Raw genomic sequence first — 22,437 nt, forward strand, 5'->3', positions numbered from 1 at the left:
TATGTCCGATCGTGTGGTCGTTGCAGACGCCCTGGCCCGTCACCTCGGCCAATGGCGCACGGCTGGGTCTGCCGGACCCGCCTACGGAGCGTTGGCGGATGCGATCCGGCTTCTCGTCATCGATGGACGCCTGCCCCTGGGCGCCCGCGTCCCCAGCGAACGAGCATTGGCAAGTTCCCTGCACGTCAGCCGTACCACCGTCACCGCCGCGTACGCAGAACTGCGCGAGAGCGGATATCTGCGCGGCCGCCAGGGCGCGCGCAGCACTACCGCCCTGCCCGGCCCCGACCGATCACCCTCGGCCACAACGGGATTGGCAACCCCGATGATCGACCTACAAAACGCCGCGACCGCAGCGCCGGCGGCCGCGGTACTGGACGCCTACCAGGTGGCCCTGACCAAGCTGCCGACCCACCTTCGGGGAATTGGCCATGAGCTGGTGGGCATTCCAGAACTGCGCCCTCGTATCGCCGAACACTTCTCACGACGCGGGCTGCCTACTACCGAGGATCAGATCATGGTGACCTGCGGCGCCCAGCAGGCCATCGCCTTGCTCCTCGGCGCCTTCGTGGAGCCCGGCGACCGGGTCCTGGTGGAGCAGCCGACGTACCACGGCGCACTCGATGCGATCACCCAGCGTGGCGGGCGCCCGGTTCCGGTACCGATGCACACCCACGAGCGCGAATCCGGCTGGGATATGACCGGCATGGAGACCACCATCCGCCAAACGGCCCCCAACCTGGCCTACCTGGTGCTGGACAACCACAACCCCACCGGTCTCACGATGCCGCTTGCGCAGCGAAAGACGTTGGCGGACATAATATCCCAGACTCGAACCCGCACCGTTGTCGATGAGTCACTTGTCGGTGCCTGGCACGAGGCCTCGACCCCCGCGCCGATGGCTTCGCTGGTGGCCCGGCCCGATCTGGTGGTCACCATCGGGTCGATGTCGAAGTCGTTCTGGGGCGGCATGCGCGTCGGCTGGGTCCGTGCCGACCGCACCACGGTCGCCCGGCTCGCGGCAGTGCGCTCCGCCATGGACACGGGCACGCCGATCCTGGAGCAGTTGGCCGCCGCCGAGCTTCTGGAACACGCGGACGAGGTGGAGGCCATGCAGCGGGCGACCCTGCGCGCACGGCGCGCCCTGGTATTGGCCGAGCTGCGTCGTCGCCTCCCCGATTGGGAGCTACAGGAAGCCGAAGGCGGACTGTGCATCTGGGCCCGGTTGCCCGCCCCGATGAGTACCGCACTCGCCGCCGCTGCCGCGCGCCTCGGGGTCCGTATCGCCGCCGGCCCTCGGTTCGGTGTCGGCGGCTCGCTGGAACGATTCGTGCGAGTGCCCTTCACCCAGCATGACGATGAGTTGATACGCGGTGTCGAGCTGCTGGCCCAGGCCTGGCACACCGTGACCGGTGCGCTGCCGCTTTCCGACTCGGCGATGGTGGGCTGAGGCCCGATCCGGCAGCGGCTAGTCGTCCGGTATATCGACGCGACGCACGCCACCGTCGACGGCATCGGCCGCCTCGATCTCGGCGCGGGTGATACCGAGGATGAAGAGCACCACATCCAGATACGGCTGGCTCACCGATGCGTCGGCCACTTTCCGCAGCGCGGGTTTGGCATTGAAGGCCACGCCGAGCCCGGCCGCCGAAAGCATGTCGATATCGTTCGCACCGTCTCCGACGGCCACCGTTTGCGCCAGCGGAACACCTGCCTCATAGGCGAATTGGCGCAATGCCTTGGCCTTGCCGGGGCGGTCAACCACCTCCCCGATCACCCGGCCGGTGAGCTTCCCGTCGACGATCTCCAAGACATTGGCCGCCACGAAGTCCAGGGCCAGTTCATGGGCCAGCGGCTCGATCACCTGACGGAATCCACCCGACACCACGCCGCAGGAGTAGCCCAGCCGACGCAGAGTCCGGATGGTGGTACGCGCGCCCGGCGTGAGCACCAATTCGTCGGCGACATCGTCGAGTACCGACTCGGGAAGCCCGGCGAGTGTGGCGACCCGCTGGTGCAGCGACTCGGCGAAGTCGAGTTCCCCACGCATGGCGGCCTCGGTGATCGCGGCGACCTGCTCGCGCGCGCCGGCCCGATCGGCCAGCATCTCGATGACCTCACCCTGGACAAGGGTCGAATCCACGTCAAAAACGATGAGCCGCTTGGCCCGCCGGTCCAGACTGCTGTGCTCGACGGCGATATCCACCGGCTCGTCGGCGGCCACCTGGGCCATCGCGGTGTGCAGGTCGACATCGGTCAGCTGAGCTTGCGGGACGGTGACACGCAGTTCCAGGCCGGTCACCGGGTAGTCGGCGATACCCCGGATGAGGTCGATGTTGATGCCAAGTCCGGCCAGCCCGCGGGCGACCGCGCCGAAAGCGCGCGCCGTGACCGGCCTCCCGAGCACCACGATGGTGTGCGTCGACGGATCTTTGATCACCGAACTGTCCCCACCGAATTCGACGTCGACATCGAATCCGAGGGTATGCATGGCCTCTTCGAGCTCGTCCTGCAGCGCCTCAACAGCTTCGCTGCGACCCTGTGCCTTGACGAGGACACCGAGCGTGAGCTTGCCGCGAATGACAACCTGTTCGACATTCAGCAGCTCGACACCGTGGCGGGACAGCACCCCCATCAGCACCGAGGTGACGCCGGGCTTATCGGCCCCGGTGACGGTGATCAGAACCGTGACGCGGTCACTCACAGCTGCGTATCGCGGCCGTTATTTATGGCCGCCACCCACATGTGCCTCAGCGCGCATGCGCTCGGACATGTGCGGGTAGTGCAGCTCGAATGCCGGGCGCTCCGAACGGATTCGGGGCAGCTCGGAGAAGTTGTGCCGCGGCGGCGGGCAGCTGGTGGCCCACTCCAGGGAGTTGCCGTAGCCCCACGGGTCGTCGACCGTGACAACCTCGCCGTACCGGTAGCTCTTGAACACGTTCCACAGGAACGGCAGGGTCGAGGCACCCAGGATGAAGGCACCGACCGTCGAGAACGAGTTCAGGAAGGTGAAGCCGTCGGTGGGCAGGTAGTCGGCGTAACGGCGCGGCATGCCCTGGTTACCCAGCCAGTGCTGCACCAGGAACGTGGAGTGGAATCCGATGAAGGTCAGCCAGAAGTGGAACTTGCCGAGGCGCTCGTCGAGCAGGCGGCCGGTCATCTTCGGGAACCAGAAGTAGATACCGGCGTACGTCGCGAACACGATGGTGCCGAAGAGCACGTAGTGGAAGTGCGCGATCACGAAGTACGAGTCAGTGACGTGGAAGTCGACAGGGGGCATGGCCAGCAGCACGCCGGTCAGACCACCGAAGAGGAAGGTGACCAGGAAGCCCACCGAGAAGATCATCGGGGTTTCGAAGGTCAGCTGCCCCTTCCACATGGTGCCGATCCAGTTGAAGAACTTGATGCCGGTCGGGACGGCGATCAGGAACGTCATGAAGGAGAAGAACGGCAGCAGCACGGCGCCGGTGGCATACATGTGGTGCGCCCACACCGCGATGGACAGCGCCGCGATACCGAGCGTCGCGTAGATCAGCGTGGTGTAACCGAAGATCGGCTTGCGGCTGAACACCGGGAAGATCTCCGAGACGATGCCGAAGAACGGCAGCGCGATGATGTACACCTCGGGGTGTCCGAAGAACCAGAACAGGTGCTGCCACAGCAGGACACCGCCGTTGGCGGGATCGAAGACGTGTGCGCCGAGGTGGCGGTCGGCCGCCAGACCGAACAGCGCCGCGGTCAGCAGCGGGAAGGCCAGCAGCACCAGCACGCTGGTCACCAGGATGTTCCAGGTGAAGATCGGCATCCGGAACATGGTCATGCCGGGGGCGCGCATACAGACGACCGTGGTGATCATGTTGACCGCACCGAGGATGGTGCCTAGGCCACCGACGGCCAGACCCATGATCCATAGGTCAGCACCGGCACCCGGCGAGTGGATGGCGTCGGTCAACGGGGTGTAGGCGGTCCAGCCGAAGTCGGCGGCGCCGCCGGGGGTGATGAAGCCGGCGATACCGATCATGGCGCCGAACAGGAACAGCCAGAAGGAGAAGGCGTTCAACCGCGGGAAGGCGACGTCGGGGGCGCCGATCTGCAACGGCAGCACCACGTTCGCGAAGCCGAACACGATGGGCGTCGCGTAGAACAGCAGCATCACGGTGCCGTGCATGGTGAACAGCTGGTTGAACTGCTCGTTGGACAGGAACTGCAGACCCGGCACGGCCAGCTCGGCGCGCATGAACAGCGCCATCAAGCCGCCGATGAGGAAGAACGCGAAGCACGCGACCAGGTACATGATGCCGATCAGCTTGTGATCGGTGGTCGTGATCAAGCGATAGATCAGAGTGCCCCGCGCGCCCGTGCGGGGCGGGAACGGGCGGCTGGCCTGCAATCCACCAATGGGGGGTGCTTCGGCGGTCACGGCTCCTCCGATTCCTCGTAGCGCGCAGTCGTTCCAGTGACTGCATGTCTGGGGTGAATCCTAGCCCGCGCCACCCCCGATCGCGGAGCGGGTCCTACAGAGAGTCGTACTTAGGGTTGATTACCATCCGCGCGGACGTGGTCACCGGGCCCTGCCGCGGTCCTACCCGCGTGTTCACGACCCCGCGCGGTAAGTTCAACCGGGTGCAGACAGTGAGGTTCTGGGGCGCTGCCGTGATATCGGCGGCACTGGCGGCGGCGACGGTGGCCGGCTGTACCGAGAAACCCACCAACGAGACCGCGAGCACCGTGGTCACCAGTACGACGAGGATTGCCGGCGCGGGCGTGTTGGGTAATGAGCGCAAGCCCGACGAGTCCTGCGCCAAGGATCCGGCGGCGCTCGACTCGGCCGCGCCACGCGAGGTGAGGCACGCACAGGGCGAGACCGAGGTACCCGAGGACCCCAAGCGGATCGTGGTCCTTGACGGCGGCGCCATCGACACCCTGTGTGCGCTCGGGCTGCAGGATCGCATCGTCGGGGTCGGGTTGGCTGACCGCGCGACCTCTCCCCCGTCATACCTGGGCACGACGGTCCACGACCTGCCGTCGATCGGCCCGATGGCATCTCCGGACCTGGCCAAGATCGGCGCCGCCAAGCCGGATCTCATCCTGAGCTCCAATGGGGAGCAGAATTCCTACCTCGACCTGAGCGCCATCGCTCCCACCGTGATCGTGTCGGGCCACGATCTGGCCGAGCACGTCCGGCTGGTAGGTAAGGCGACCCGCCGGACCGCAGAGACCGACAAACTGTGGTCGGATTTCGTCGACGCCGCCAAGAAGGTGGGCCGCGAGAACGACACCGCACACTTCCAAGCCTCTATCGTCCAGTTCACCGATCAGACGGTGCGGGTATACGGGGCCAACAACTTCCCGGCATCGGTGCTCACCACAGCGGGATTGGATCGTCCTGCCACCCAACGGTTTAGCGATACCCCCTTCATCGAGATCGACACCGACGACTTCTCGGCCGCCGAGGGCGACATCGTCTACGTCTCGTTCACCAGCCCGTCGGCCAAGGATCGCGCCGCCCGGATTTTCAGCACCAAGCCCTGGATGGCGCTCGGCGCCACCCGCGACCACCGGGTGTTCGCGGTCAACAACGAGATCTGGCAGACCGGGGACGGAATTGTCGCGGCGCGCGGGATTCTCGATGACTTGCAGTTCGTCAACCGACCCATCAACTAGATCCCCGGTCGCCCGGCCCGTGCCCGCCGCTGCACGCGTTACGCTCCCGGCATGTACCACGTACTGCAGCTGACCTATACCCAACCGCTCGATGTCGTGGACGCTGTCCGCCCCGCACACCTGGAGTGGCTCGATGGCGAGATCGCGGCAGGCAACCTGCTGATCAGCGGCCGCAACGAGGCCGGCACCGGGGGCGTGCTGGTCACCGGCGATATCAGCGCGCAGGACGCCGAAGCCCTGATCGCCGCCGACCCCTACACCACGGCCGGGGTCGCCGAATACACCCGAATCGGGTTCAACGCGGGCCGCAAGGCGGAGATAATCCCATGAGCGATAAGGGTTTTCCTGAGAATCGCTGGGGCAATCCGGACAGTGCTCTGTCGCGGGTCGCGGCCAAGTTCGCCGCCACCAAACCGGGTTCGTGGACCATCCGGAAACTGACGCCACTGGACCGGGCCGTTATGGAGCGCACCGGTAGCAGATACACCGTGCTGGGCCCGCTGGGCTTGTCGACGCTGCTGCTGACCACGACGGGTCGCAAGTCTGGCCAGCCTCGGGTCTCTCCGCTGCTTTATCTGCATGATGGTGACCGAATCGCGCTGGTGGGCAGTAATTTCGGCCAGGAGAAGCACCCCGCTTGGACCACGAACCTGCTCGCCGACCCGCGGGCCAAGGTGACACTGGCCGGCCAGACCTTCGACGTGATCGCGACCCTTGTCCAGGGCCCCGAGCGCGACGACTACTACCGGCGCTTCGAGGCGATGCTCGAGGTGTACTCCGCGTACAAGGGCCGCACCGGACGCGAGATCAGGGTTTTCACCCTTGAGCGCACCCCGTAAAGCTATCCGTTACGGGTAGTATCCGTACCTTAAGTACCGGTTCTGAACTGGCAATTTACAATCAACTTGCCACAAAGGCCCCCATTTAGGCTCGTATTGGGCTAACGTTCCCCGCAGTCCGCGGAAGGATGGAACGTGATCCAGGAACGCTTAGACATCACCGTCGCAGCCCGGCCGGAAACCGTCCTTGAGGTACTCAAGGACGTTGAGTCCGTCGACAGTTGGCTACGGCCACATCTGCCGACATGGCCACCGGTCACCAGCACCATGACCGTCGTCGAATCGTTTGACGACGGCTCACCACGGCTGGTGCGAACGGTGAGCTCCACGCTCGGAATCTCCGACGATTCCCTGACCGAGTACGAGTGGTATCCCGACGGCTGCCAGCTCACGCTGCTGGAGAGCAGAACCCTGCGCCACAACGTAAGCCGGTTCACCGTCATCCCCGACGAGCCCGAATCCCGGCTGACCGCCGACATCTCCCTGGATCTCAAGATCCGGTTGCCGGGCCTGCTGGAACGCCAGCTCAAGAAGACTCAGGTCGGATTCGTCCGGAGCTTCCAACGGGCGCTTGCCGAGGAATCGGCACGACGAGAACTGAATTCGTAGCTGAGTTCAACGCGAACCCACATCGACGGCGCGGCGTTTCACCGAGCGCAGCACGTGATTGGTCGCCAGCACGTGTCCGCGGGTGCCGATCACCAGCGCGCGGTAGATCCGGCCGCGCACCCCGGGAAAGTCCGCGTACGTCTGCGCGCGCAGACGGGTAGTGCCGCCGCAGTCGTCATCGAGCTCAAACACTAGTTTGTACCGCGAAAAACGATGCCGCCCAGTTAAACTCAGGCGCTGTTCGGGGTCGATGCGGTCTACCGCGAAGCCCGCACGCGGACGGGTACCCAACACAGCGCCGAGCGGATTGCGCTCGGCGGATCGCAGGACCGCGTCCACGTAGCGCCGCAAACTCTCCCACACCTGCCCCCGCGGCGCGTCGATACGAATCGCATGCTCGTCAATATAGGATAGATGTTCCATATTCCAGATTTACCAGAATTAGGACGAATATTCCAGATGGCTCCTGAACGCAAACACACCAGCGATGCCATCCTTGATGCGGTGCGATCACTGCTGCTCGACGGCGGCCCCCGCGCCGCGACCATTGCGGCGATAGCGGAAGCCTCGGGTGCACCACCGGGGACGCTCAATCACCGCTTCGGCAACCGCGAGGCCATCATGTCGGCAACGTGGCTACGTGCGGTTGAGCGCTTTCACCAGCACGCCCTCCATGCGTTACGCACCTCCGCCGATCCTGTTGAAATTGCCGTGGCACTAGCCCTTTCGGTGCCCGCCTTCGCGCGTGCATACCCCGAGGACGCCCGGTTGCTGCTTTCCCTGCGCAGTGCCGACGTCCTGGGTACCGACGCGGGCTCCACGCTCGACGAGATGAACGAGCCACTGTTCACCTCCGTGCGGGATCTGACGCGGGCCATCTACGGCCGCACCGATGCGCGCTCACGCGACCGGCTCACCCGGGCCGTGGTGGACTTGCCGTATGCCGCAGTACGCCGCCACATGCCCGCCCTGCCCGCGTGGCTCGAAGAAGATCTGGCCGACGCGGTCCGCACGCTCTTGGCAGCGCGGTGACTGAACCCGGGCACCACCGGCTCACCGCGCCGGCACTCATGCTCGTCAGCGGCACCTCCCTGTACATCGGGGCGGCGGCCGGAGTCAGCCTGTTCCGCTGGCTCGACCCGGTGAGCGTGGCCTGGCTGCGGATATGTGGTGCGGCGCTCGTGTTCCTCGCCATCGCCCGGCCCGCGGGCTCGGCCTGGCGGGGCCGGGCGTTGTGGTGGGCGGGGGGCTTTGGCGTGGTCACCGCGCTGATGAACATGTCGTTCTATCTGGCCATCGACCGGCTGCCGTTGGGCACCGCGGTGGCGATCGAATTTCTGGGGCCGATCGGTGTGGCCGCCGCCGGATCACGGTCCCTTCGAGACGGATTCTCGGTACTGGCCGCGCTCGTCGGCGTGGTCCTGATCGCAGATGTACAGCTTTCCGCCGAGCCGGTGGGAATGGCCTTCGCACTACTGGCCGCGTTGTTCTGGGCCGGATACATCGTGCTTGGAAAACGTGTTGCGCTGCAGGGCAACCCGGCAGACTCACTTGCGGTGGGCTTCACGGTCGCCATGATCGTGACCGCCCCGGCCCTGGCTGTGGGCATCGCTGGCATCCACGGTCAGGTACCCGTCGTTCACATCCTCGTCCTGGGACTCCTGATGGGCGTGCTCTCCAACGTCATCCCCTACGGGCTAGATCAGGTGATCCTGCGGCGGGCGGGGCGAGGCCACTTCGCGGTACTCCTGGCACTTCTCCCGCTCTCCGCGACCGCGATCGGTGTACTTGTCATGCACCAGATTCCCAGCACACCAGAACTTTTCGGCATCCTGGCAATCGTGGTGGCGGTGGCTGCACGCCGAGACTCCCCGCCAAGCGAGCTCCCCGGCGCATAACCTCCGGCGCGTGGTAATTTAGCCATATGACCAACTTGGTCGATCGGCCTAGTTTGGGGCGCGGTGACCGGCGACGTGCCCAACTCGTGCAAGCCGGGGTCGAGCTGTTGTGCGAAGGCGGATGGCCCGCGGTAACCACCCGAGCGGTGGCCGCCCGCGCGAATACCAACCCCGGGGTCATCCATTACCACTTCGGCGGACTGCCGGGCCTGCATTGCGCCGTCGCCCGCCAGACTTGTGAACTGGTGATCAGCCCATTGGTGACGATGTTTCTCGATGCTCCCGATACACGCACCGCCCTGCGCACGATGCGGGATGCGCTCCCCCAGACTGCGAGTGACGACCACGCGATGCATCTGGCCGTTGAACTCATCGCGGGGGCGACCCGCGATTCCACGTTGGGGTCGGCGCTGGGCGCCAAGCTCAAAGAGGTACGCGCGGAGATCGCCGATCATGTACGGATCCGTCATCCCGACTGGACCCGGCGCCGCGCCGCCGGGATGGCGACGTTGATCATTGCTTTCATGGACGGACTGGTGCTGCACCACTCAGTCGATCCCAATATCGAAACGGCCGAGGCATTTTCACTACTCGAAGGCCTGCTGGTCGAACAGTGAGCCGAATCGACCGCACCATCTGAAGGGAGAGTGTCGTGAGGAGGATCCAAAGACCCAATCCGCCAACCGGTTTCCAGCGCCTGCTGTGGCGCCTACCAATTACGTTGTTCCGGGCCCACCTCGGATTCCTGGTGAGCAAGAGACTGATGTTGGTCACTCATGTGGGCCGGTCTTCCGGTCAGCCCCGACAGGCCGCGCTGGAGGTGGTCGAGCTCAGGGACGACGGCAGCATCATTACGGCGTCGGGATTTGGCACGGCCGCAGACTGGTACAAGAACATCCGCAAGACACCCGAGGTGACCATTCAGGTGGGTAACCGCGTTCACGGTGCGCGGGCAACCACGCTGTCCACCGAGGAAGGCGGCGACATCATGGCGAACTACGCGATAAAGCGTCCGCGGTTGGCGAAGCGACTGAGCCGTGTGATGGGTTTTGAGGTTGACGGCTCCGTCGATGACTATCGCGCGGTGGGATGCGCCATCCCGTTCGTGAGGTTCGTACCCGTCGTCTAGTAGTTCACTCTTGGCGCTTGTCAGGACGTGCTCAGCATGTGCCCGTACACTCCGCGGTCAACTGGATAGTGATGGACTCGGAAGGTGTACGGATGAAGACAGCCATCGACTGGGGCGACGCGCTCGCCGAGTCACTCAAGTGGATCGCCTGGGTGTGGCCGCTAACAATCGCGGTCTTCCTGCTTATAGCGCTCATCATCATTCGGTTCACCCAATGGGGCCAACAGTTCTGGCGCATCAGTGGAGGTTTTTTCACCGGCGCCGAACGTCTGGCCGCGTGGATACTGCTGGCGCTCCTGCTGTTATCCGTCGTATGCGGTGTGCGGCTCTTGGTCCTCTTCTCGTACTACTCCAATGACTTTTCGTCCTCGATCCAGTACATCGTTCAGGCGACCGCACGCCACGGTGAAGGCATGGCCGAGGCCAAGGCGGCGTTCTGGCACGCCATGCTGATGTTCTGCATCTTGGCGACCATCCATGTAATCCGTGCGCAGATCGATGTCTTACTGTTGCAAACGTTCATTATTCGGTGGCGCGTGTGGCTTACCGACCGCATCACCGCTGACTGGCTCTCGAAGCGGGCCTTCTACCGATCCCGGTTCATCGACAACACGATCGATAACCCCGATCAGCGAATCCAGGCTGATATCAACAACTTCGTGTCCATGTCGACGAGTCCCGACGCCCCGCAATCCACCGCTGTACACCTTGTCTTCGGCGCTATCAAATCCACGATTTCGTTGGTCTCATTCACCTTGATCCTGTGGGAGCTATCCGGCCCCGTCGATGTCTTTAGTGTCGAGGTGCCAAGAGCTATGGTCTTCCTCGCCTACGTCTACGTGCTCATCGGAACCTTCATCGCGTTCCGGGTGGGCCGCCCGCTCATCCGGTTGTATTTCCTCAACGAACGCCTCAACGCCATGTTCCGGTATGCGCTGGTGCGCCTGCGCGACACCGCGGAAAGTGTGGCCTTCTATCGCGGCGAGCGCGCCGAATCCAAGCAACTGAAGGGGCGATTCACGTCGATCATCGCCAACTTCTGGCACCTTGTGTTCTGGACTGTGGGTTTCAACGCCTGGAATCTGAGTGTCACCCAGGCCGCGCAAGTGTTCCCGTACATCGTCCAGATCCCGCGTCTCATAGCAGGCCAGATCACCTACGGTGACCTAACTCAAGCTGCTGGCGCTTTCAACAGCGTTCACGACAATCTGTCGTTTTTCCGGAACATGTACGACACCTTCGCGGCTTACCGCGCCACCGTCATGCGTCTGGATGGCCTGTTACAGGCGAATGCGCAGTCGCGCGAGCTGCCTATGCTCGAGCCGGGCGATCAGGAGAACGGCGTCACGCTGCACAACATCTACGTCCGTAAACCCAATGGTGACAGTCTGATCGATGATCTGAACCTGAGTCTTGACGCGGGCGACGCGCTACTGATCAAGGGGCCCTCGGGCGGAGGCAAGACCACGCTGCTGCGCTCGCTGGCCGGGCTGTGGCCCTACACCGATGGCGATTGGACTCGCCCCGGCGGCGAACACGAAACGTTGTTCCTCTCGCAGCTGCCGTACCTCCCGCTCGGCGATCTGCGCGAGGCGGTGAGTTACCCGGCACCAGCTGGCACCTTCACCGACGAGGAACTGCGCACAACGCTCGACCAGGTGGCACTTGGTCATCTGTCCGACCGGCTCGACGAAGAATCCGACTGGATCAAGGTGCTCTCCCCCGGTGAGCAGCAACGTGTCGCATTCGCCCGGGTGCTGCTTCTTAAGCCCAAGGCCGTGTTCATGGACGAGTCCACGTCCTCGCTCGACGAAGGGCTGGAATTCGCGCTCTATCGGCTCCTTCGCACCGAGGTGCCCAACTGCACACTCGTCAGCGTCGGCCATCGCAGCACCATCGATCAGCATCACGATCAGAAATTGCAGCTGGTGGGCGAGGGTCGCTGGGCGCTCTCTCCCATCGGACAGGAATAAGCGGGGCCGAGTAGGCTTTTAATCGGTAGCAATGTTAACTATCGCAAAAGGATGCATATATGGTCACCGTGTCGGCTTATGCCGCCGTTTCCGGTAAGGACCCACTGGTTCCCACCACTATCGAACGGCGCGAAGTAGGGCCCCACGATGTCTTCATCGACATCAAGTTCGCCGGTATCTGTCACTCCGATATCCACACCGTCCGCGACGAGTGGGGCCGCGCCAACTACCCCATCGTCCCCGGTCACGAGATTGCCGGCGTCATCACCGAGGTCGGCTCCGAAGTAACCAAGTTCAAGCCGGGCGACCATGCCGGCGTCGGCTGTTTCGTCAACTCGTGCCGTGAGTGTTCGAGCTGCCTCGCCGGGCTGGAGCAGTTCTGCGAGCGCGGCATGGTGGGCACCTACGGCGCCAAGGATCGTGACGGCACCCAGACCCAGGGTGGGTACAGCCAGGCCATCGTCGTCGACGAGAACTATGTGCTGCGCATCCCGGACAGCCTGCCGCTGGACGCGGCCGCGCCACTGCTGTGCGCAGGCATCACCACCTTCTCTCCCTTGCGGCACTGGAACGCAGGCCCCGGCAAGCGCGTCGCTGTCGTCGGACTCGGCGGCCTCGGCCATATGGCCGTCAAGCTCGGCAAGGCGATGGGCGCCGAGGTGACAGTCCTGAGCCAGTCACTCAAGAAGATGGAAGACGGCCTGCGTTTGGGCGCCAGCCACTACTACGCCACCGCCGACCCGGACACCTTCAAGTCGCTGCGCAGCAGCTTCGACCTGATTCTCAACACCGTGTCCTCGAACCTGGACATGGGCAAGTACCTGGGCCTGCTGGGTGTCGACGGCACCCTGGTGGAATTGGGTCTGCCGGAGCACCCGATCGAGGTCCCCGGCTTCCCGCTGCTGACCAACCGGCGCAGCATTTCCGGTTCGTTGATCGGCGGCATCCCGGAAACCCAAGAGATGCTTGACTTCTGCGCCAAGCACGGCATCGGCTCGGAGATCGAAGTCATTGACGCCAACTACATCAACGAGGCCTACGAGCGCGTCGTGGCCAGCGATGTGCGGTACCGGTTCGTGATCGACACCGCCACTTTGTAAGTTTCATCCCGAGTACAACCGGTGACTGATGTCGTCGGGGTGCCGATGCTGAGGGGATGACCCGCGTCATCCGTTTCAACGCGTTCGATATGAATTGTGTTGCGCACCAATCCCCCGGCCTATGGCGGCACCCCGACGACCAGTCGTGGAGGTACAAGGATCTGTCCTATTGGACGAATCTGGCCAAGCTCCTCGAACGCGGTCGCTTCGACGGACTGTTTATCGCCGATGTACTCGGCACCTACGACATCTACGACGCCAGCGATGAGGCCGCTATCCGCCAGGCAGCGCAGATACCGGTCGCCGATCCCCTGCTCCTGGTCTCGGCGATGGCCCTTGTCACCGAACATCTTGGCTTCGGAGTCACCACGGGCACCGGATTCGAACACCCATATCCGTTCGCGCGCAGGCTATCCACCCTCGATCACCTCACCGGAGGCAGGGTCGGATGGAACGTGGTCACGGGGTATCTGCCCGCCGCGGCGCGCAACATGGGACAGACCGACCAGCCCGCGCACGATGCCCGCTATGACCACGCCGACGAGTACCTGGAGGTGCTCTACAAGCTCTGGGAGGGCTCCTGGGAGGATGACGCCGTTGTCCGCGATGCCGCGCGTGGTGTCTTCACCGATCCCGACAAGGTGCACCACATCGGCCATGAGGGAACGCATTTCACCGTCCCCGGTGTGCACCTGGTGGAACCATCGCCGCAGCGCACCCCGGTGATCTACCAGGCGGGATCCTCACCGCGCGGGGTGCGCTTCGCCGCCGAGAACGCCGAGGCCGTGTTCACCGCGGCCCCCACCAAAGAGCTGCTACGCCAGACGGTCACCACCATCCGCCGCGAGCTGGAGCTCGCCGGGCGAGACCCCTACTCCGCCAAGATCTTCAACCTCACCACCGTGGTCACCGGCGAGAACTCCGAAGCAGCGCACGCTAAGCACCGAGAGCTGCTGAGCTACGGCAGCGCCGAGGGCGCGCTGGTGTTCATGTCCGGCTGGATGGGCGTGGATCTGGCCCGTTACGGCCTGGACGAACCCATCGGAAACGTGGACTCCAACGCGATCCTGTCGGCGGTCGCAGCGTTCCAGTCCGCCACCGATGATGGCAGGGAGTGGAAGGTGCGCGATATCGCCGAGTGGGGCGAAATCGGTGGCATGGGACCGCGTGTGGTCGGCTCGGGCGCCGAAGTCGCCGACACCCTGCAGGAATGGGTGGAGGAAACCGATGTCGACGGCTTCAATCTGGCCTACGCGATCACCCCCGGCACTTTCGAGGACTTCATCGAGTACGTCGTTCCGGTGCTGACCGAACGTGGTGCCTACCAAACCGAGTACGCATCAGGGACATTGCGCCACAAGCTGCTGGGCAAGGGTGATCGCCTCCCCGACGAGCACCGAGGGGCCAAGTACCGAATCGGCGGGCCGCTCTCGACGATCATCGACCGTCCCTCGACCGTTCCCTCGTCGTCGGGTTCCACCGCACCGGCTCCGACACGCGGGCGGTAGATTTCCGTGTATGAAGAGCAGCGTCAGGCTAGGCGTGTGCGCATCGGTCGCGCTGCTGTGCGCGACAACCGTTAGCGCTGGTTCCGCTGCCGCCGACCCGCCCTCTGGCTTCCCCGACATCAGCGGGCTCCCCGCCGTCGAGTCCCGGCAGTACTTCAGCGTCAAGGTCTACCGGTTCGCGACACCCGATGGGGTTTTGTGTGAAAGCGCCGGATGGAATCCGTATTTTCAGTGGACCTGCATCGGGCCTAAGGGCTCCGGGTCGGCGCAACTGGATCTGGGTAGCTATGCACGGAACAACGGCACCCCTGCGACCGTGGGCGAATCGCAGGGCAACCCCGATTTGTCCCGTGTCCCAGTGCTGCCCGGCAATCACCAGGTACGGATAGCCGCCCCAGTGCACAACGACGACGGCAGCCAGACCACGTTGACATGTGCCACCCCGGCACCCAAGACCACGGCGTGTTTGGTGGACGATCTCCGCGGTACACACGGATTCGTACTCAGCCCAGAACGCAACTGGGCGTTCTAGTTACGCGTTGAGCGCGGTGGAGTCCACGCCGGCAAGCGGCCAGCCACCTGCGGCCAAGCGCGAGGCCACCCGCGAAATGTCTTGAGCGGTCGGCTCATCCTTCGTCACGTCCGTGATGAACTTCTCGATCTCGTCCTGACTCACCACACCGTCGATCTGTGCAGACGACTGGGGGTCGGTCAGCTTGGCGACGACTTCCTTGACCTGCTCTTCGGTTAGCGTGCGGCGCAACAGCGCCAGCAGTGGAAACCGATCCGTGGGGGGTACTCCCTCGGGGTATCCCGCAGACAGCCAAGACAGGATCGAACCGATAATCGATGTGCTCGTCACGCTAATAGTGTCCCTGCAGCAGGTTCACAGCGCGAGGTGACATCAGTACAGTTCACCGGCCGTTCATTTGTTCTCGGCGAACAGTCCCCCGGCGTCGAGGGACTGTTCAGCAGTAGAAGATCTAGAAGTCCCAGTCCTCGTCTTCGGTGTTCACTGCCTTGCCGATGACGTACGAGGAACCGGACCCGGAGAAGAAGTCGTGGTTCTCGTCGGCGTTCGGTGACAGCGCCGAAAGGATCGCCGGGTTCACGTCGGTCTCCTCGCGCGGGAAGAGCGCCTCATAGCCCAGGTTCATCAGGGCCTTGTTGGCGTTGTAGCGCAGGAACTTCTTGACGTCCTCGGTGAGCCCGACCTCGTCGTAAAGGTCTTCGGTGTAATCGGTTTCGTTCTCGTACAGCTCGTAAAGCAGGTCGTAGGTGTACTCCTTGATCTCGGAGCGGGTGACCTCATCGACGCGCTCCAGACCCTTCTGGAACTTGTAGCCGATGTAGTACCCGTGCACTGCCTCGTCGCGAATGATGAGGCGGATCATGTCGGCGGTGTTGGTGAGCTTGGCGCGACTCGACCAGTACATCGGGAGGTAGAAGCCGGAGTAGAACAGGAAGCTCTCCAGCAAGGTCGAGGCAACCTTGCGCTTGAGCGGCTCGTCGCCCCGGTAGTACTCCATGACGATCTCGGCCTTGCGTTGCAGGTTCGGGTTCTCCTCCGACCAGCGGAACGCGTCATCGATCTCGCGCGTGGAGCACAGCGTCGAGAAGATCGAGCTGTAGCTCTTGGCGTGCACCGACTCCATGAACGCGATGTTGGTGTACACCGCTTCCTCGTGTGGAGTGATCGCGTCGGGGATCAGGCTGACCGCGCCGACGGTGCCCTGAATGGTGTCCAGCAGCGTCAGGCCCGTGAAAACCCGCATGGTCAATTGTTTTTCGAAATCGGTGAGGGTGTTCCACGACGGGATGTCGTTAGATACCGGCACCTTTTCGGGAAGCCAGAAGTTACCGGTGAGCCGGTCCCAGACCTCGGCATCCTTCTCATCGGGAACCCGGTTCCAGTTGATCGCCGAGACGCGGCTGACCAGCTTCAGTTTTTCACTCACGAGACCACTCCTGGAGAACGTCGAACAGATTCGCGGGATTCGCTGACTGTGGGACAGACACTACCCCTGGGGGCCGACATCGCGGCGCAACACAACGTGTTGTGGTTAAGCGTGTCGAACTCATTCGGCAGAATTCCCAGTGACACAAACTTGACACGTGTAAAGTCCGTGGTCATGGACAAAATCACGGGTAAGAACATCGCCATTACCGGTGCCGCGCGCGGTATCGGCTACGCCACCGCCACCGCCCTGCTGCGGCGCGGCGCCCGCGTGGTGATCGGCGACCGTGATGTTGAGGCACTCGGCGCGGCCGTCGAGGGCCTCAAAGAAGAAGGCAATGTCGACGCCCACCCCGTGGACGTGACCGACCCCACCTCGTTCAAGCGTTTTCTGGAGGCAGCCGGTGTCGGCGGACCTGTCGATGTGCTCATCAACAACGCGGGTGTCATGCCGATCGGACCATTCCTGTCCACGAGCGACGGCGCGATTCGGTCGATGCTGGAGGTGAATCTGTACGGCGTCATCAACGGCTGTCGCCTGGCACTTCCCGAGATGGTGGCGCGTCGCGGCGGTCAGATCGTCAACATCGCCTCGGTGGCCGGTTTGATGGCGGCCCCCGGCATGGCCGTCTACAACGCGTCCAAGTTCGGTGTTGTCGGGCTGTCCCGCGCGCTGAGCGACGAGTTCGAGCCACAAGGGGTCCAGGTCAGCGCCGTACTGCCGACGTTTACCAACACCGAGTTGATCGCGGGCACCGATTCGACCGGCGCCCAGAAACCCGTCGAACCCGAAGACATCGCCGCGGCCGTGGTGCGCATCATCGAGAAACCGCGCGTGCAGGTCACCGTCCCCAAGCCACTCGGTGCCGTCACCACGATCGTCAACTCCCTGCCCACCAAGGTCCGCCGGTTCATGAGCAAAAAGACCGGAACCGATCGCGTGTTCCTCGATATCGACACCAACGCACGCAGCGCATACGAGAACCGTGCGGGTTCGAGCCTGGGCGTGACCAAGCCCGACGGCGAATAGCCGCGCTCTCGGCCCTTACTATTTGATACGTGAGCGAGAAGCACTACGACATTGCGGTAGTCGGCGGAGGCCCGGCCGGGTCATCCGCGGCCTGGCAAGCCGCCCGAACCGGCGCCAGCGTGGTTCTCGTCGACAAGGCCGAGTTCCCGCGGGATAAGCCCTGCGGCGACGGCCTGACCGCCCGTGCGGTGAGCTACCTACAGAAAATGGGCCTGGCCCATGAGGTCGCCCAGTTCCATCGCGTCGATGGTGTGCGCGTGGACAGCGGCAGCGTCTGGGAACTCACCTTCCCCAAGCGTCCCGGTATGCCCGATCACGGACATGTGGTGCGCCGCCCTGAGCTGGACACCCTGCTGCTCAAACACGCCGAGTCCGCAGGCGTGGAAGTGCGCCAGTCCACCGAGGCAGTGGCCCCAATCGGCGACGGCGACCTGGTCAAGGGCATCGAAGTCAAAACCGCGAATGGATCTTGCGAGACCATCTCGGCCGACGCGGTGATTGTCGCCGACGGCGCCTACTCCCCCATCAAGCGCGCGATGAACCTCGACTCCGAGGTCAAGGGATACACCGCGATTGCGATCCGGGCCGAGATGGAAGCCAACCGCGAAGACTCCAACATGCTCGACATCGACCTGCGACTGCACCACAACAACGACGCGTTGATCGGATACGGCTGGGTTTTCCCACTCGGCGCCGGACGCATCAACATCGGCATCGGGTACGTCAACAGCTACAAGAAGTGGCAGGACGTCAACGCCGCGCAGGTGCTCGACACCTACATGAAGAAGCTGCCCAGGGAGTGGGAGCTACCCGACCTGGCCGAGCTGCGCAAGAACAAGGGTGTGCGCGCCTGGCGCCTGCCCATGGGATTCACCGCGTGGCCGCCCTGGCGTCCCGGCGTGCTGTTCGCCGGCGACGCGCTGGGCGCGGGTAAGCCGGTCAGTGGCGCCGGCATCTCCAAGGCGCTCGAATCCGGTTTGGCGGCAGGCGAATGCGCGGTGGCGGCGTTGCAGAACGCCGGGCCACAGGACTTCACCAACTACCAGCAGCGGATGAACGACGCCTGGGGCCGGGAGTACCGCCGCGGGCGGATCATGCACCGCGCGCTGGGCAATCCGTGGCTATGCGACAAGGGCATCAAGCTGATGGACAACGCGACCTTCCGCGACAACATGCTCAAGGCCTTGTACAAGCGGGCTCAGGGCCCCGGCCACAAGCACTGATTCGCCGTGTGGTCGATCCGGCGGCGTGAGATGGTGCTCGCCACCGGACTATCCACTGTCGCGGGGTTTCTCGATGCGATTGGGTTCGTGCATCTGGGCGGGTACTTCCTGTCCTTCATGAGCGGGAACACGACCAGGATGGCGGCGTCAACCGCCACCCAGCACTGGGAATCCGCTTACAAGGCAGCCGGTTTGATTGGCATGTTCTTCATCGGAGTGATGGTCGGCTCGGTCGCATCACGCATCAGCGGCCAACATGAACGGGTCGCCGTCCTGGCGGTTGCCTCAAGCACCGTGGCGGCGGCGGCGATCACCCAGGAATTAGGCGCGGGCGTCGCGGCGCTGCTCCTGACGGCACTCGCGATGGGCTCCATGAACTCGGTTTTCCAGCGCTCCGGCGAAGTCCAGGTGGGCCTCACCTACATCACCGGCACGGTGGTCAAGGCCGGGCAGCGACTCGTCGATGCGTTCTTCGGCGGCCCTCGGTGGGTGTGGCTGCGCTACATCACACTCTGGGCGGGCCTAACCGTCGGCGCCGTCCTGGGCGCGGCGACCTACCACCGCATCGGACTCAACGCACTGTGGATTGGCCTGGCGCTGCTGCTCATCGCCACTATCACCACGTGGTTGGTGCGCCGTTCCAGCCCTGAGGATTTAGATCCGGACCAGATCTAGCACCCGCTCGACACGAGCCACATCTCCATCGACCGTCAAGTGTGACAACGGAACCCGGTGCCATAGCGCCAGCAATAGGTCAGACGTCGACGCCGTAATCGTGGCGTCCGGTTCCGCGTCGTCGTCCACGATGCCGATGCCGTCGGCATCGGCACGCAACAGCCAGGAGCCGTCGGCGTCGTTGGCGTGCAGAAGTATTCGCGCTCCCCGTAGGTCCTCCGGGGTGCCGCCGTCACGCCCGATACGCCTGGGTGTGAAGAGCTCCGACCACTCGCTGATGCCATCGGCCGCGAGGGTCTCGTCGATGGGGGCGGCGTCCCAGCCCCGGTATGCGTACTCGATGTCCCAGCGGTGCACCGCCACCTCGTTGGCCTGCCGGCGATACCAGAACCGCACCGGCCGCTCACCGAACGGCGACTTCGTCGGCGCATCAAGGTAGTTCGACGTCAACGCAGCGACAAGGCTATCTGCGCGATCGGCATACCACCCGATGACGGTCTCCCCTGTCGGAGCCTCCGGGTCGACATCCGCGTACGGAATCTTTTGACCGGTAACGACTCCCACGGCCCAGCGGTGCACTCCGCCGAGATGGGCCACGACGTCGCGTGCTGTCCAGCCAGGGCAGGACGGCGCTTCCCGGTCCAGATGCTCGGGCGGGGTCGCGACGACCGCCGCAATCCCGGTACGTAGCGCTTCTAGCCACTGATCGGGTGTCATACGGCAGTCATACCAGCATCCGGCAAGTGCCGAGACCCGAGTCCGCTCAATTGACCGAACAGATACGGTGCGGCGAGTTTCGCGCGACATGATCGTCATCGCGTGCCGCCGCCGTGCATGCCACTACGCATGCATGTTCTCGTGCTCGACAACAACCCACGCGGCGGGGCCACCTCGTTACCGCAATCGCCGAACACACACGATCAGTAGAGTCGTGACGTGCCTTTTTTCGATGCAGAGAACACCAGCCTCTACTACGAGGAACAGGGCTCCGGACACCCCATCCTGTTGCTTGCGCCCGGTGGCCTGCGCTCATCGATTCCGTACTGGGAACGCGTCGCATGGAACCCTATCCAGGAACTCTCCGCCCACTATCGCGTCATCACGATGGATCAGCGCAACGCAGGCCAGTCCTCGGCCAGGGTCACCGGCCAAGAGACCTGGGCGACCTATGCGTCCGATCAGTTGAGCCTGCTCGATCACCTGGGTATCGACCGCTTCCACGTCCTGGGCATGTGCATCGGTGGCTCCTTCATCGCCAAACTCGCCACCACCGCACCGGAACGGATCACCGCCGCGGTGGTGGCGCAGACCATCGGCCAGGACGACAATCTCGCCACATTTCGGGAGATCTTCGACGAGTGGTCGACAGGCTTGGTGTCAACTCACCCCGAAGCCGATGACACCGCATGGCAGAAATATTGGAATGCGTTGTTCATCAACGACAATCGAGTCTTTAGTGTGCCCGACGCGGAATTGACGAATATCCGGGCTCCGCTGCTCGTCCTCAACGGTGACGACAGGTTCCATCCCGCGGTCGCCAGTCGCGCACTTGTGGACGCGGTACCGGATGCGCAATTCATCGAACGGTGGAAAGAGCCCGAGGAGCTTTCCGCTGCACGAGAAGCGGTGTCCGAGTTCCTGAAACGACATACCCCGGTCTAACCCGACGCACACCACTTCACTCGGTGTCAGCGCCGACCGCGCTCGGTTCGTCCCGGCTTGCGGGCGACCTTGCCCGCGGTGGCGCGGGCGGCCTGCTTGGCCAGGGTCTTCTCGCGGGCGGTACGTTTCGGCGCCGGCTCGGCCTGCCCCCGCGATGAACCGGGTTTGCGGCCACGCACAATGCCGATGAATTCCTCGACCAGTGCCGACTGCGTGCCCTCCGGAAAGGCAAGCGCCACCGGACACGTGGGCGCGTCGGCGATCGGGCGATAGGTGAGGTCCTTACGGTGATAAAGCCGCGCCAAGGACTGCGGGACGATGAGCGCACCCAGCCCCGCCGCGACGAGTTCTATTGCTTCCTCGGTGGTCTCGGGTCGATGCTTCACCGGACTGCCCGGAGCGTCATCCCAGTTCAGGACATCGTCGAGCGGCACCAGCGTCGGCTCGCCATCGAGGTCCGCCGCGGTTATCGCGTCGGCAGCACTGAGATGGTGATCGACCGGAACCACGGCCACCGTTGTCTCGTCGTAGAGAGGGATCACCGCCAGCCCGGCTGGGTCGGGTAGCGGCCGCAACAAGGCCACATCGACGACGCCGGCCCGCACCGCGTCCGCCGCGTCGGCTGCGGCGACCGCTCGCAACTGCAGCGGGACCCCGGGATGACGCTCCGCCCAGATGCGGGCCCACTTCGCGGGCGTCCCGCCGGGGACGTACCCGAGAGTGAGCGAGGGCGGGGTCACCGCATCAGGCTACCGATAGGCTGATGCCATGAGCAGGCCGAACGCGCAGTCCATGAAACCCGCCACCGCGGCGAAGAAGTTGGACGTGTACTTACAGGCGACCCCTGCGGAGTTCCAGGAGAACCCGATCACCCGCGCCGAGCTGGCCGCCCTGCAGGCAGACCCGCCCGAGTGGCTCAAAGACCTCCGCAAGCATGGACCGCACCCGAAGAACCTGGTGGCAGCCAAGCTGGGCGTATCGATTTCCGGCCTCACACGCGGGGGTGTCGAGGGCGCGCTGACCACCGAGCAGATCGATCAGCTGCTCGAGGAGAAGCCGCCCTGGCTGATCGCCGAACGCGAGAGCTACCAAGAGGTGCTACGCGAACAGCGGCGCGTGAAGGCGCTGCGCGCAGACAAGGCCCGCTGATCCGTTAGAGATCAACGGGCC

At 64.2% G+C, this 22,437-nt stretch carries 25 protein-coding genes; 18 read left to right on the forward strand and 7 right to left on the reverse strand.

The window, feature by feature from the left end; genetic code table 11:
* The first annotated feature begins 1 nt into the window (after window position 1).
* Window positions 2-1,450 carry a PLP-dependent aminotransferase family protein gene (locus tag AOT83_RS21950; RefSeq protein WP_030097116.1) on the forward strand — a complete coding sequence of 483 codons (1,449 nt, stop codon included), beginning with the start codon at window positions 2-4 and terminating at the stop codon, window positions 1,448-1,450.
* Between the two features lie 18 nt (window positions 1,451-1,468).
* Here AOT83_RS21950 and serB read toward each other — a convergent pair whose 3' ends face one another.
* Both serB and ctaD read right to left on the reverse strand, forming a co-directional pair.
* Window positions 1,469-2,704 carry a phosphoserine phosphatase SerB gene (gene serB, locus AOT83_RS21955; protein WP_030097115.1) on the reverse strand — a complete coding sequence of 412 codons (1,236 nt, stop codon included), beginning with the start codon at window positions 2,702-2,704 and terminating at the stop codon, window positions 1,469-1,471.
* A gap of 18 nt (window positions 2,705-2,722) precedes the next feature.
* On the reverse strand, window positions 2,723-4,420 hold the full coding sequence (gene ctaD / locus AOT83_RS21960; protein WP_030097114.1) for a cytochrome c oxidase subunit I: 1,698 nt from the start codon (window positions 4,418-4,420) through the stop codon (window positions 2,723-2,725).
* A 170-nt stretch (window positions 4,421-4,590) separates the two neighbouring features.
* Between ctaD and AOT83_RS21965 the strand changes: the two genes are divergently transcribed.
* The 4 genes from AOT83_RS21965 to AOT83_RS21980 all read left to right on the forward strand — a co-directional run bounded on the left by AOT83_RS21965 (window position 4,591) and on the right by AOT83_RS21980 (window position 7,112).
* A complete protein-coding gene (locus tag AOT83_RS21965; protein WP_232783313.1) occupies window positions 4,591-5,664 on the forward strand; it encodes an iron-siderophore ABC transporter substrate-binding protein in 1,074 nt (357 codons plus the stop codon).
* A 51-nt stretch (window positions 5,665-5,715) separates the two neighbouring features.
* Window positions 5,716-5,994, forward strand: a complete 279-nt coding sequence (locus AOT83_RS21970) for a YciI family protein (protein WP_030097112.1) — start codon at window positions 5,716-5,718, stop codon at window positions 5,992-5,994.
* On the forward strand, window positions 5,991-6,503 hold the full coding sequence (locus AOT83_RS21975) for a nitroreductase/quinone reductase family protein (protein WP_030097111.1): 513 nt from the start codon (window positions 5,991-5,993) through the stop codon (window positions 6,501-6,503). The genes AOT83_RS21970 and AOT83_RS21975 overlap by 4 nt, the downstream gene beginning before the upstream one ends.
* A gap of 135 nt (window positions 6,504-6,638) precedes the next feature.
* Window positions 6,639-7,112: an SRPBCC family protein gene (locus AOT83_RS21980; protein WP_030097110.1), complete on the forward strand. Its 474-nt coding sequence runs from the start codon at window positions 6,639-6,641 to the stop codon at window positions 7,110-7,112.
* Window positions 7,113-7,118: 6 nt separating this feature from the next.
* Here the strand turns inward: AOT83_RS21980 and AOT83_RS21985 are convergent, their stop codons facing one another.
* The gene (locus AOT83_RS21985; protein ID WP_057964220.1) at window positions 7,119-7,535 is read right to left on the reverse strand and encodes a hypothetical protein; all 417 of its coding nucleotides are present in this window, start codon (window positions 7,533-7,535) and stop codon (window positions 7,119-7,121) included.
* A gap of 36 nt (window positions 7,536-7,571) precedes the next feature.
* Between AOT83_RS21985 and AOT83_RS21990 the strand changes: the two genes are divergently transcribed.
* The 8 genes from AOT83_RS21990 to AOT83_RS22025 all read left to right on the forward strand — a co-directional run bounded on the left by AOT83_RS21990 (window position 7,572) and on the right by AOT83_RS22025 (window position 15,252).
* Complete coding sequence (locus AOT83_RS21990; protein WP_046254320.1) at window positions 7,572-8,144, forward strand: TetR/AcrR family transcriptional regulator; 573 nt, start codon at window positions 7,572-7,574, stop codon at window positions 8,142-8,144.
* A complete protein-coding gene (locus AOT83_RS21995; RefSeq protein ID WP_057964221.1) occupies window positions 8,141-9,010 on the forward strand; it encodes an EamA family transporter in 870 nt (289 codons plus the stop codon). The genes AOT83_RS21990 and AOT83_RS21995 overlap by 4 nt, the downstream gene beginning before the upstream one ends.
* A 26-nt stretch (window positions 9,011-9,036) precedes the next feature.
* A complete protein-coding gene (locus AOT83_RS22000; protein WP_057964222.1) occupies window positions 9,037-9,627 on the forward strand; it encodes a TetR family transcriptional regulator in 591 nt (196 codons plus the stop codon).
* A gap of 35 nt (window positions 9,628-9,662) precedes the next feature.
* Window positions 9,663-10,139, forward strand: a complete 477-nt coding sequence (locus AOT83_RS22005) for a nitroreductase family deazaflavin-dependent oxidoreductase (protein WP_057964223.1) — start codon at window positions 9,663-9,665, stop codon at window positions 10,137-10,139.
* 92 nt (window positions 10,140-10,231) lie between these two features.
* On the forward strand, window positions 10,232-12,112 hold the full coding sequence (locus AOT83_RS22010) for an ABC transporter ATP-binding protein/permease (protein WP_057964224.1): 1,881 nt from the start codon (window positions 10,232-10,234) through the stop codon (window positions 12,110-12,112).
* A 59-nt stretch (window positions 12,113-12,171) separates the two neighbouring features.
* A complete protein-coding gene (locus AOT83_RS22015) occupies window positions 12,172-13,212 on the forward strand; it encodes an NAD(P)-dependent alcohol dehydrogenase (protein ID WP_030097103.1) in 1,041 nt (346 codons plus the stop codon).
* Window positions 13,213-13,268: 56 nt separating this feature from the next.
* On the forward strand, window positions 13,269-14,720 hold the full coding sequence (locus AOT83_RS22020) for an LLM class flavin-dependent oxidoreductase (protein ID WP_030097102.1): 1,452 nt from the start codon (window positions 13,269-13,271) through the stop codon (window positions 14,718-14,720).
* Window positions 14,721-14,730: 10 nt separating this feature from the next.
* The gene (locus AOT83_RS22025; protein ID WP_057964225.1) at window positions 14,731-15,252 is read left to right on the forward strand and encodes a hypothetical protein; all 522 of its coding nucleotides are present in this window, start codon (window positions 14,731-14,733) and stop codon (window positions 15,250-15,252) included.
* Here the strand turns inward: AOT83_RS22025 and AOT83_RS22030 are convergent, their stop codons facing one another.
* Window positions 15,253-15,582: a DUF3349 domain-containing protein gene (locus AOT83_RS22030; RefSeq protein ID WP_030097100.1), complete on the reverse strand. Its 330-nt coding sequence runs from the start codon at window positions 15,580-15,582 to the stop codon at window positions 15,253-15,255.
* Window positions 15,583-15,703: 121 nt separating this feature from the next.
* Window positions 15,704-16,666, reverse strand: coding sequence for a class 1b ribonucleoside-diphosphate reductase subunit beta (gene nrdF, locus AOT83_RS22035; RefSeq protein ID WP_044105336.1), 963 nt, complete (start codon window positions 16,664-16,666; stop codon window positions 15,704-15,706).
* A 186-nt stretch (window positions 16,667-16,852) separates the two neighbouring features.
* Here nrdF and AOT83_RS22040 point away from each other — a divergent pair, with 186 nt between their 5' ends.
* The 3 genes from AOT83_RS22040 to AOT83_RS22050 are packed head-to-tail and all read left to right on the forward strand — an operon-like array spanning window position 16,853 to window position 19,605.
* Window positions 16,853-17,707: an SDR family oxidoreductase gene (locus AOT83_RS22040; RefSeq protein ID WP_057964226.1), complete on the forward strand. Its 855-nt coding sequence runs from the start codon at window positions 16,853-16,855 to the stop codon at window positions 17,705-17,707.
* 29 nt (window positions 17,708-17,736) lie between these two features.
* On the forward strand, window positions 17,737-18,930 hold the full coding sequence (locus AOT83_RS22045) for a geranylgeranyl reductase family protein (RefSeq protein ID WP_057964227.1): 1,194 nt from the start codon (window positions 17,737-17,739) through the stop codon (window positions 18,928-18,930).
* Window positions 18,931-18,960: 30 nt separating this feature from the next.
* Complete coding sequence (locus AOT83_RS22050) at window positions 18,961-19,605, forward strand: YoaK family protein (RefSeq protein WP_057964314.1); 645 nt, start codon at window positions 18,961-18,963, stop codon at window positions 19,603-19,605.
* Here the strand turns inward: AOT83_RS22050 and AOT83_RS22055 are convergent.
* Entirely contained in the window at window positions 19,585-20,322 is a 738-nt protein-coding gene (locus AOT83_RS22055; RefSeq protein WP_057964228.1) for a maleylpyruvate isomerase family mycothiol-dependent enzyme, read from the reverse strand. The genes AOT83_RS22050 and AOT83_RS22055 overlap by 21 nt on opposite strands.
* A gap of 219 nt (window positions 20,323-20,541) precedes the next feature.
* Here AOT83_RS22055 and AOT83_RS22060 point away from each other — a divergent pair, with 219 nt between their 5' ends.
* Entirely contained in the window at window positions 20,542-21,267 is a 726-nt protein-coding gene (locus AOT83_RS22060; protein WP_030097094.1) for an alpha/beta hydrolase, read from the forward strand.
* Between the two features lie 26 nt (window positions 21,268-21,293).
* Here the strand turns inward: AOT83_RS22060 and AOT83_RS22065 are convergent, their stop codons facing one another.
* Window positions 21,294-22,007, reverse strand: coding sequence for a LysR family substrate-binding domain-containing protein (locus AOT83_RS22065; protein WP_057964229.1), 714 nt, complete (start codon window positions 22,005-22,007; stop codon window positions 21,294-21,296).
* A gap of 28 nt (window positions 22,008-22,035) precedes the next feature.
* On the opposite strand from AOT83_RS22065, the gene AOT83_RS22070 reads away from it, so the two are divergent.
* Window positions 22,036-22,416 (forward strand): DUF5997 family protein, encoded by a 381-nt coding sequence (locus tag AOT83_RS22070; protein ID WP_030097092.1) that lies wholly within the window; start codon window positions 22,036-22,038, stop codon window positions 22,414-22,416.
* The last annotated feature ends 21 nt before the right edge of the window (window positions 22,417-22,437 follow it).

The sequence above is a fragment of the Mycobacteroides sp. H001 genome, assembly GCF_001440005.1.
In the GTDB taxonomy this organism is placed as follows: Bacteria; Actinomycetota; Actinomycetes; order Mycobacteriales; family Mycobacteriaceae; genus Mycobacterium; species Mycobacterium gwanakae.